This window comes from Candidatus Poribacteria bacterium, from assembly GCA_021295755.1.
In the GTDB taxonomy this organism is placed as follows: Bacteria; Poribacteria; WGA-4E; order WGA-4E; family PCPOR2b; genus PCPOR2b.
The window spans coordinates 26,659-35,721 of record JAGWBT010000014.1 but is presented as its reverse complement, the minus strand read 5'-3'; the positions used below and the strand labels follow the sequence as shown (position 1 = coordinate 35,721).

The 9,063-nt window shown below is 49.0% G+C and carries 8 protein-coding genes; 3 read left to right on the top strand and 5 right to left on the bottom strand.

Annotation, left to right across the window (positions count from 1 at the left end):
- The first annotated feature begins 512 nt into the window (after positions 1 to 512).
- The gene (locus tag J4G02_03385) at positions 513 to 1,670 is read left to right on the top strand and encodes an iron-containing alcohol dehydrogenase (GenBank protein MCE2393637.1); all 1,158 of its coding nucleotides are present in this window, start codon (positions 513 to 515) and stop codon (positions 1,668 to 1,670) included.
- Positions 1,671 to 1,722: 52 nt separating this feature from the next.
- Positions 1,723 to 1,959: a GIY-YIG nuclease family protein gene (locus tag J4G02_03380; protein ID MCE2393636.1), complete on the top strand. Its 237-nt coding sequence runs from the start codon at positions 1,723 to 1,725 to the stop codon at positions 1,957 to 1,959.
- A gap of 113 nt (positions 1,960 to 2,072) precedes the next feature.
- On the opposite strand, the gene J4G02_03375 is transcribed toward J4G02_03380, so the two are convergent.
- Complete coding sequence (locus J4G02_03375; GenBank protein MCE2393635.1) at positions 2,073 to 2,297, bottom strand: hypothetical protein; 225 nt, start codon at positions 2,295 to 2,297, stop codon at positions 2,073 to 2,075.
- Between the two features lie 345 nt (positions 2,298 to 2,642).
- On the opposite strand from J4G02_03375, the gene J4G02_03370 reads away from it, so the two are divergent.
- Positions 2,643 to 3,650, top strand: a complete 1,008-nt coding sequence (locus J4G02_03370) for a fatty acid desaturase (protein MCE2393634.1) — start codon at positions 2,643 to 2,645, stop codon at positions 3,648 to 3,650.
- A gap of 25 nt (positions 3,651 to 3,675) precedes the next feature.
- On the opposite strand, the gene J4G02_03365 is transcribed toward J4G02_03370, so the two are convergent.
- The 4 genes from J4G02_03365 to J4G02_03350 form a co-directional block, all read right to left on the bottom strand.
- Positions 3,676 to 5,208 carry a YifB family Mg chelatase-like AAA ATPase gene (locus J4G02_03365; GenBank protein ID MCE2393633.1) on the bottom strand — a complete coding sequence of 511 codons (1,533 nt, stop codon included), beginning with the start codon at positions 5,206 to 5,208 and terminating at the stop codon, positions 3,676 to 3,678.
- Between the two features lie 217 nt (positions 5,209 to 5,425).
- Complete coding sequence (locus tag J4G02_03360; GenBank protein ID MCE2393632.1) at positions 5,426 to 6,370, bottom strand: acetamidase/formamidase family protein; 945 nt, start codon at positions 6,368 to 6,370, stop codon at positions 5,426 to 5,428.
- Between the two features lie 463 nt (positions 6,371 to 6,833).
- Positions 6,834 to 7,592 (bottom strand): PD40 domain-containing protein, encoded by a 759-nt coding sequence (locus J4G02_03355; protein ID MCE2393631.1) that lies wholly within the window; start codon positions 7,590 to 7,592, stop codon positions 6,834 to 6,836.
- Between the two features lie 572 nt (positions 7,593 to 8,164).
- On the bottom strand, positions 8,165 to 8,998 hold the full coding sequence (locus J4G02_03350) for a sugar phosphate isomerase/epimerase (protein MCE2393630.1): 834 nt from the start codon (positions 8,996 to 8,998) through the stop codon (positions 8,165 to 8,167).
- Positions 8,999 to 9,063 lie beyond the last annotated feature (65 nt).

Sequence of the window (9,063 nt, the reverse complement as noted above, 5' to 3'; positions counted from 1 at the left end):
GGGGCTAGGGGGGTTGGGGGATTTAGGGGGTTGGCTGTGCATTAGGAGTGTCTATGTAATTCTAAAATCTACCATAAATATGGTACGAGAAGCCATCTCACCGGCAACGGAGGACCTGTAGGTCGAGATTCACATCTCGACACCTAACCGTTGATTTTGGAAAATTGACCTACAGAAATATAGAGGCCCGGTCATTCAACAACACCTGCTTATAGATACAATGAAACCCAACAAGGTATTCTTTTGTACCACGATCTGTTAGATTGTGATCTTAGCAACACAAACTGTATGAGGTTTCAGAAAATAATTGGGTAATTCTATATTTTCCCCCAGGCCCGGTAGGTGCGGTTTCCAACCGCACCGGACGCCGCTCGGAAATTACCGAATTAAAAAATTAATCTTCATACAGTTTGTGCTACATTTGGCAGATTGCCGATGATTATAGCATTTGCCAAATTAGCAATATCAAAATGTCAACACGCCCTAGCGAAAAATCCAGAAACGGAGAACAAATGGCACCCCCATCAATCCAATTTGGTGCTGGCGCAATACAAAACTTAGGGGAACATGTCCGTGCTTTCGACGGGAAAAAGCCGTTCATTGTTACAGACGAAGGGGTGACAAACGCTGGCATTTTATCAAAAACTGTTGAACCGTTAGAGAAGACACAGATCGATTCCGCAATTTTCGACGCAGTTCAACCGAACCCGACGGACCTCAGCGTCCTCGAAGGGCTGGAGGCTTATCGAGCTGAAGGTTGCGATGTGGTAATTGCGGTCGGGGGTGGAAGTGTTATGGATGCCGCTAAGGCAATTCGTATCCTGGCAACCCACGAACCGCCGTTAGAAAGTTACTACCTTGATGCAGGTGGGATTGATCGCATTAGCAGCAATCTTCCCGCGCTCATCTGTATACCAACAACGGCAGGCACAGGCAGCGAAGTATCGCAAGGGTCAATCATCACCGATACGTCTGGAAGCACCACCGAGGGGCATCGAAAGCGCGCGGTTGGTACGCCGCATAACATGGCGTCTGTCGCACTGCTCGACCCGGAACTGACGGTAGGTATGCCTCCCGGTTTGACGGCAGCGACAGGCATGGACGCCGTAACGCACGGTGTTGAGGCGTATGTAGCGACGCGGTATCACCCTATTGCCGAAGGTGTCGCGCTGCAAGCGTTGAAGATACTCGGCAAAAACATCCGCCAAGCCTACCACCATGGCAACGATGTCAAGGCACGCGGAGAAATGCTAATCGCTTCCGCAATGGCGGCGTTCTCATTTCAGAAAGGACTGGGTGCCGTCCATTCGCTCGCGCATCAGCTCTCAACGGAAGCCAATATCCCCCACGGGATTGCCAACGCAATCCTGCTACCGGACGTAATGGCATTCAACAGGTCTCATGCTGTCGATGGGTACGCAGACATCGCCGCAGCACTTGGGGTTGAAACGTCGGGCATGTCAACGGGGGATGCCGCAGACGCCGCTGTTGCTGAAATCCGATCGCTGAACGAGGAGTTTGCGATACCGAAGGGGTTGGGGATCGCAGGGTTGAAATGGGAGCGCATTCCGAAAATCGCCAAGGACGCTATGCTCGACCACTGCCATAAATTCAATCCACGTCCTTGCTCCGAAGTGGATATGAGCGATCTGTTCAAGGCGGCGTTTTAGTAAATTCGCTTTGGAACTATGTAGATTTAGGCTTTTACAAACGGAGTAACCAATGAGCCCCCTAAGACGCCACACAGACTACACAATTATACCTCCTCCCAATTCCATAAGGAGGAAGAAAGGGACAGATACTATTGGAATATATCGCGTATTCCATAAACGCACAAACCGAAGTTACATCGGTCAATCAATTCAGATCGAGGAGCGTATTCGGCAACATTTCTCAAACAGCGGAGCATTCCTATTTCGTCAAGGCTCCAAGCTCGCTATGGTAAAACGGTTTGATTGACAAATTCTTGAAGAATGTGATCGCGAATCTCTCAACGAACGTGAAAGTTAATCGGGGCGGCGATTCATCGCCGAACTACAGGGCTTTGACCGTTCAACTGCGTAAGTCCTGTCTTAGTCATCAGTTCCTTTTGTTGAAACAATCCCCCACAAAGCCTGTCTTATTTCAGAGAGTTGTAATACAATATCATCAACACGCTTGTGAACGTCATCAATTCGCTTGACCGCCTCATCAACTCTTTTATTGACACCAGATAACCCTATATTGATTGAAGCAATGACTAACCCTGTAGCAACAAAAACAGCACTGATAATAGCAATGGTTTGAGCCCATTCCATGACACTCTCCTAATTACACCAATTACATGATTGATGCAATTATAGCAAATAGATGATTAGTTGTCAAGATGGGCTGGCATAGGGTCATTTATAGCCCACGGTAGGCGCGATCTCCCGGTTGCAACTTCTCAAGCAAAATGGTTAAAAAACCGAAAACTGAATAGCCCTAGCAGCATTCTAGGGTCATTTAATTCTCCTGTAGGAGGGATCTCCGAATCCCGACATCTCATTGTAGGTGCGACTCCCCAATGGTGATTTATCCTACAGAACCGACAGAAAGCTGAAAAATTAAATGACCCTATACGTACGGTACAAGCACTAGCAAACCCAGAGGAAATGTACCCCATGTATAACGACGAAAATAAACGAAAAATCACCTGGTACAGATCGCGATTAGACCGTGAAACACTTAAGTCCCTCAATCAACGCAGCGACTGGAAAGGATGGCTTGAGGTACTCGGCCATCTAGGGTTGGTTGTGCTGACAGGAACTGCCGCCATATATGCTCAAGGCAGGTTCCCGCTAGGTGTACTGTTCCTGATTCTGTTTTTTCACGGGACATTCTACGCGTTTCTTGGTAATGGTTCCCATGAACTCTCTCACAACAGTGTTTTCAAGACGAGGGCCCTGAATACATTCTTCTATCGATTTTTCTGCTTTCTTGTCTGGCGCAATCATGGTATGTTTTCGGCAAGCCACGGAGAACACCACAAATACACTTTACATCCTCCGGACGACCTTGAAGTTGTGCTGCCAGTGGAATTGTCAGTCAAGGGTTTTCTCAAGAATGCCGTTATAAGCCCATGGACATTCTATAGCACCCTCTACACAACCATCCGTCTCAGTTTCGGTACGCTAACAGGTGACTGGGAAACGCACCTTTTTACCGAATCGAACTCACCTAGGCGACGTCATCTCTTTAGTTGGCCCCGTGTTATTCTCTTAGGACATATTCTTATTGTAGGACTCTCGTTCTACTTTGGCCTCTGGATGCTGCCAATCTTGACCACCTTTGCGCCATTCTACGGCGGCTGGCTGCGATATCTATGCAACGGCACCCAACATGCAGGGCTTGCGGACAATGTACCCGATTTCCGACTCTGTACCCGAACCATAATTCTGAATCCATTTCTTACCTTTCTCTATTGGCACATGAACTATCACATCGAACACCATATGTATGCTTCGGTACCCTGCTACAACCTCGGGAAACTGCATAAGTTAATCAAGTCCGAACTTCCGCATTGCCCTAAAGGGCTTCTGACAGCTTGGAAGCAGATTATTATAATCGTGAAGAAGCAGAGGACGCAGCCGGAATATCAATATGTGCCCGAATTACCCGTTCAGGTCTAGTCGAACTTCGGATGTACCTGTTTTGTCAATTCCAGAAACTTCTGTCCAAACTCCGATACTGAATCGCCTCTGAAATATGCTCCGCCTCAATAGTTGGGCTGTCTGCAAGATCTGCAATTGTCCGCGCGACTTTCAAGATGCGGTCATAGGCACGAGCGCTCAAACCCAACTGTGTGATGGCAACGCGCAGCAGCTCCTGTGCGGCGTCTTCAACTTTGCAGAACTCGCGGAGATGGCGGGATTCCATATTGGCGTTGCAATAAATGGGCGCCCGCGTAAAACGGTCCTGCTGGATATGTCGTGCCCGCTGTACCCGTTCACGGATACTCGCCGATGGTTCGCCTGAAAAATCACTTGCCAAATCTCTATACTTGACCGCTGGGACCTCTACCTGTAGATCGATTCGATCCAGTAAGGGACCTGAAATGCGGGAGATGTAATTTTGGATCTGCTGTCGCGAACATCGACATTCACGGCTGGGATCCCCGAAAAAACCGCATGGACACGGATTCATTGCTGCGACAAGCATAAAATTAGCGGGATAGGTATAGGATGCGGCGGCGCGGGCGATTGCTACCCGTCCATCCTCAAGTGGTTGGCGCATCACTTCTAAGACGTTCTTGCGGAATTCGGGCAATTCGTCTAAGAACAGAACGCCGTGATGAGAAAGACTCACCTCACCGGGACGTGGAAACTTGCCACCGCCAATCAGTCCAGCATCCGAGATTGTGTGATGAGGCGAACGATAAGGTCGCGTCGCTATCAATGGGACATCGTTTCCAAGCAGTCCCATAATGCTATGAATTTTCGTCGTCTCTAATGCTTCCTCCAGCGTCATATCCGGCAGAATGGTCGGAATACGTTTGGCAATCATGGTCTTACCGGAACCGGGAGGACCGATCATGATGAGGTTATGCCCACCCGCTGCGGCGACTTCAATCGCCCGTTTGACATGTTCCTGTCCCTTGACATCGACAAAATCTACGGGATACGCTGAATGCTGGCCAAATGATTCCCGAATGTTGTATTGGAAGGGTGGGATTGTATTTTGTCCGTTCAGGTGTTCAACCGCTCCCTGCAAGGACTCTACCGGATAAACCGCCAAGCCCTCAATAACCGCTGCTTCTTTCGCATTCGCCTTCGGCAGAATAACACCCTTGAACTGATTCTCTTTCGCAATGGCTGCCATCGGCAAGCAGCCAGGCACCGACCGAACACTCCCATCGAGCGCTAGCTCACCCAGAACCAACATCCGCTCAAGATTGTCAGTTTGAATCTGTCCAGTCGCTGTCATCACACCCAACGCAATGGGCAGATCGAATGCAGAACCCTCTTTCCGAACATCGGCGGGAGCGAGATTGGCTGTAATTCGGCTGGGCGGAAAGTAGAACCCCGAATTCTTAATCGCAGCGGTGACGCGCTCTCGGCTCTCTTTGACAGCATTATCTGGAAGACCAACCGTTGCGAAAGCGGGCAATCCATCGGAAATATCTAACTCGACCTCGACGATATAAGCGTTAATCCCCATCACAGCGCTGCTCAAAACTCTGGCAAGCATATCCAATAGTCTCCTTTTTTCGCATAATGGCTCAATTCTAGGACTTACCTCTGATAAGAGGGGAAAGACAAGGGAGAAGATCCCCTAACCCCCTAGCCCCCCTTATCAGGGGGAAACCCTTGTCAGGGGAGTTGGCGGATTTAGGGGGTTGACTGTGTATTTGGAGTGTCCAAGTAATTCTAAAATCTACCATAATTCAACAATGTGTTTTAACTGCTCACGACAAATACTTCCGCGGACACTTCGCGACCATAGTAAATTTCGGATCCACCATATTGCCCAATCGCATCTGTCCAACCTGCCCGAGGAAGTGATACGCTCTCATCCGATCAAATCCATAATCGGCTACCATCCAGTCTATGAGTTCCACCCAGGCGATGCGCGCTGCCGCGTCTAGCGGTCTTGCACTGCCAGCCACCATAATGAAATCATCGCTCACAATCCGAGGCCAACCAATTGAATACCCTTTCTTCAGATCAAGAGTTACCGTTACTTTCGCCGGAATCTCAAGCGCAACTCCAGTGAGTTCGCCGTCGCCTTGGCTAGCATGTGCATCGCCAGTGAAGAAGTGTGCCCCGTCCACCAACACCGGAAACCACACCTCGTTCCCAGGACTCGTATCCACGCAATCCATGTTTCCACCATAATAATCGGGAGTCAACGCATTAATGGCTTCAATCTCCGGGGCGACTCCCATCGTCCCCATAAAAGGTTCGTAAGGGATTACCCGCTTTTCATCGAAGCGGATGCCGGCTCCCTCAAGAGGCAGGAAAAGCCACTGTTCCTCTAGCGCATCCTGAAGCATCGGATCTAACCGTGTGGAGGTCAGTCCCCCAAAGTACGGTATCGTTCCAGTGACCGCATGGTCTCGCGTAGGTTCTATGGCGTGGATTTTTACGACAAGTGTATCCCCAGGCGCTGCGCCTTCGACGAGGATGGGACCCGTCTGCGGATTTAAAAAGGGATAGGTACAGACATCCGCAAAGTGTTCCACTTCGGGCGTCAGCTTGTTTTCAAACGCGTCTACGGTATGGATGCAGACCGTCTCGCCGGGCTTTACCTCGGCAATGGGCGGATGGAAGGGGGAGTAGGTGTAGCAGTAGGGGCCTGTTTGTTGAATTTCACGTACAGTCATCGACAATCTTCGCAGTGGAGATCCCATGAAATATCAACCGTGTCGTGCTACAATAATATACATGCATCACATTCTAGCGTGTCAGGTGAATCAGTCTAAATCCTATACGATATTCGGAGTATTTCTGGGAATGGAACTGCGCTCCTTTTTGTATTGATCCAGATGAAAATATAGTACAATAATTCTTGGTGGTAGGTGGTGAGAATGGCGTTTCCACATCGTTCAACCGTTAGTTTATCGATGAACGAATGAACCTATGGACACATTCCTTTTACATGTCACGCTTCATGTTTCACATTGGCTCATATAAAGAAATGGTGCAACCGAAACCGATTGAGTTCACGAGTTCACTCGTTTATTAATGAACCAATGAACAAAGCACTTTCACGTTTCACGCATCACGTTTCACGTCTTGTACGGACAGTTCCAAAATGGCACCAGTGATGAATACATCTCTTCTATTTCACACCGGAACTGTCCCGGAGTTCCCTCACTGTTTCCAGCCCCCACGAGTGTTCAAGTCCTCACCCGTTTCATGCGTAACCTGCACAATGTTGCTACCATCTGCATCCATTACGTAGATGTTCCAAAACCCGTCCCAGTTTGACTTATACGCAATGTGCCGTCCATCTGGACTGTAATCTACGCCTGAATGATACGCGTCCCTCGACGTGAGGCACGTGAGGTTCTTTCCATTGACGTCCATTGTCCAGATCTGCATCTTCTCCCCAAACTTGCTCTGAATGTCGCTCATAAACAGAATCGTCTTGCCATCAGGTGAGAAGGCGGGACCGTGAGCGGTCTTGTTATCGTTGCTTGTCAGCTTTTTCTTATTGCTGCCGTCGTTCTCCATTATCCAGATGTCCTCGATCCCGTTGCGATCCGAGCTGCAGACGATGTACTTGCCGTCCGGAGAGTAGCTCGCATACCAGTTTCTGTGTTCGTCATTCGTCAACTGTGTCCGATTTCTGCCATTGGCATCAATGACGTAGATGTCTGCATTCCCATCACGTTCGCCGGTAAACACAATTTTCTGGCCATCGGGCGAGTAATTGGGAAGGTAATCGGGATTATCTTGACTCGTAAGCTGGACAAGGTTCTTTCCATCGGTGTCCATCACAAAGAGGGTGTCGGCTGAGCCTTTGCCACGCCGGTTGAAAACGATTTTTGTGCCATCAGGAGAATACGCTGGACAGTAGTTGCCGACCGGCTGGTTTTCATCTCCTGGTTCGGTATGAGTAATCTGCACAGAATCACTGCCATCGGCGTTGATGCGAAAGACCTCAACATTGCCGTCGCGGTCAGACTAGAATACAATCTGTCCTTTCAGCCTGGATTTATGTTCAGCCGCACAACAGATACCAATTACGAGTGCATAAACCAGAACTACGCTCAATAACAACTGTAATATTTTCATTTATCTCCCTCTGTCTGTTTTCTTAGGACACAACCCTTGGTGAATAATAGAAATAAGCAGACGTTCACCAGTAGCTCCCCTTAGCACGATCTCAAAAGTCCCCCTGATAAGGGGGATTTAGGGGGTTGGCTGTGCATCGAAGGTGTATAAGTAAAAGGAGTTACGCAGTTGACATAAAGTAGCGCAGATTGCCTAATCTGCGCTCGGATCATCTCGCCTGTCCCGTCTGTCCCGATTTATCGGGGATTGAATCGGGCTGTCTACGATTGACTTTCGATTTTTCGGATCACAGGTTAGGCAACCTGTGTCTACGATTATTGAAGGAAGTACTGCGTTCACTCCAACCTGAAGTGCGTAACTCCTAAGTAATTATAGAATTCACTACCTGATGTAAATATTGGAGGTCAAGCATATTCCAGATACGCCTGCTTGATGCGTTCAAGCAACTCTTTCTGATCGCTTTCCCACAAACGATTGGAGAAAATCTCAACTTCATGGAATCCGCTAAATCCAGCAGCTTCCACCCAAGAGCGAATCTCCCGAACCCGGATAACACCCTCGCCCATCAAGCCTCTATCGTTGAGCATATCCTCCATGTCTGGCTTCCAATCGCAGATGTGAAAAGCAAACAGGTTGCCATGCTCGCCACAACGTTTGCATTCGTTTTCCAGATCTGGATCCCACCAGAGATGAAAGACATCCACCGCAACGCCGATATAGGGAGAGTTGAACCTCTCGGCAAAATCATTGGCGGTCTTCAAGGTACAAATAGCAGAACGCGAATCGGCATACATGGGGTGGAGCGGTTCGATTGCCAATTTCACGTCATGTTCTTCGGCGTAAGGCAGGATGGTTTCCAAGCCGGTTTGGATTTGAGCAAGCGATCTCTGGATTAGCTGTCCGGGCACCGCACCACACACGAGGATAACCAGCGGTGCTCCCAATGCACTAGCTTCATCAATCGCCCGTCGATTGTCATCAAGAGAGGCTTGGATTTCAGTTTCGGTTCTACCTGTGAAAAATCCACCGCGCGCGAGGGAGACGATCTCCATTCCGGCATCCCGAATCTGCTCGCCAATTTTCGCAGCATCCCGGTTTGCCAGAAGATCGCGCCAAACGGAAACTGCTTTCACCCCGGCTTTCGGATAATTTTCGATAATCTGTTCAATCGACCACGGCTTGGTTGTTACCGTGTGAACACACAGGCGGTCGAAATTCGTCAATTTTTTAGAAGACACTCCACTATCTCCCTAGTGACCACTGGTGCTAGTCTACAATTATTGATGCGCTCTCCGGTCAGAAA

Bases quoted from the DNA above. Each gene is read 5' to 3' on its own strand.
- J4G02_03385 (MCE2393637.1), top strand. From the start codon at position 513: ATGGCACCCCCATCAATCCAATTTGGTGCTGGCGCAATACAAAACTTA.
- J4G02_03380 (MCE2393636.1), top strand. From the start codon at position 1,723: ATGAGCCCCCTAAGACGCCACACAGACTACACAATTATACCTCCTCCC.
- J4G02_03375 (MCE2393635.1), bottom strand. From the start codon at position 2,297: ATGGAATGGGCTCAAACCATTGCTATTATCAGTGCTGTTTTTGTTGCT.
- J4G02_03370 (MCE2393634.1), top strand. From the start codon at position 2,643: ATGTATAACGACGAAAATAAACGAAAAATCACCTGGTACAGATCGCGA.
- J4G02_03365 (MCE2393633.1), bottom strand. From the start codon at position 5,208: ATGCTTGCCAGAGTTTTGAGCAGCGCTGTGATGGGGATTAACGCTTAT.
- J4G02_03360 (MCE2393632.1), bottom strand. From the start codon at position 6,370: ATGGGATCTCCACTGCGAAGATTGTCGATGACTGTACGTGAAATTCAA.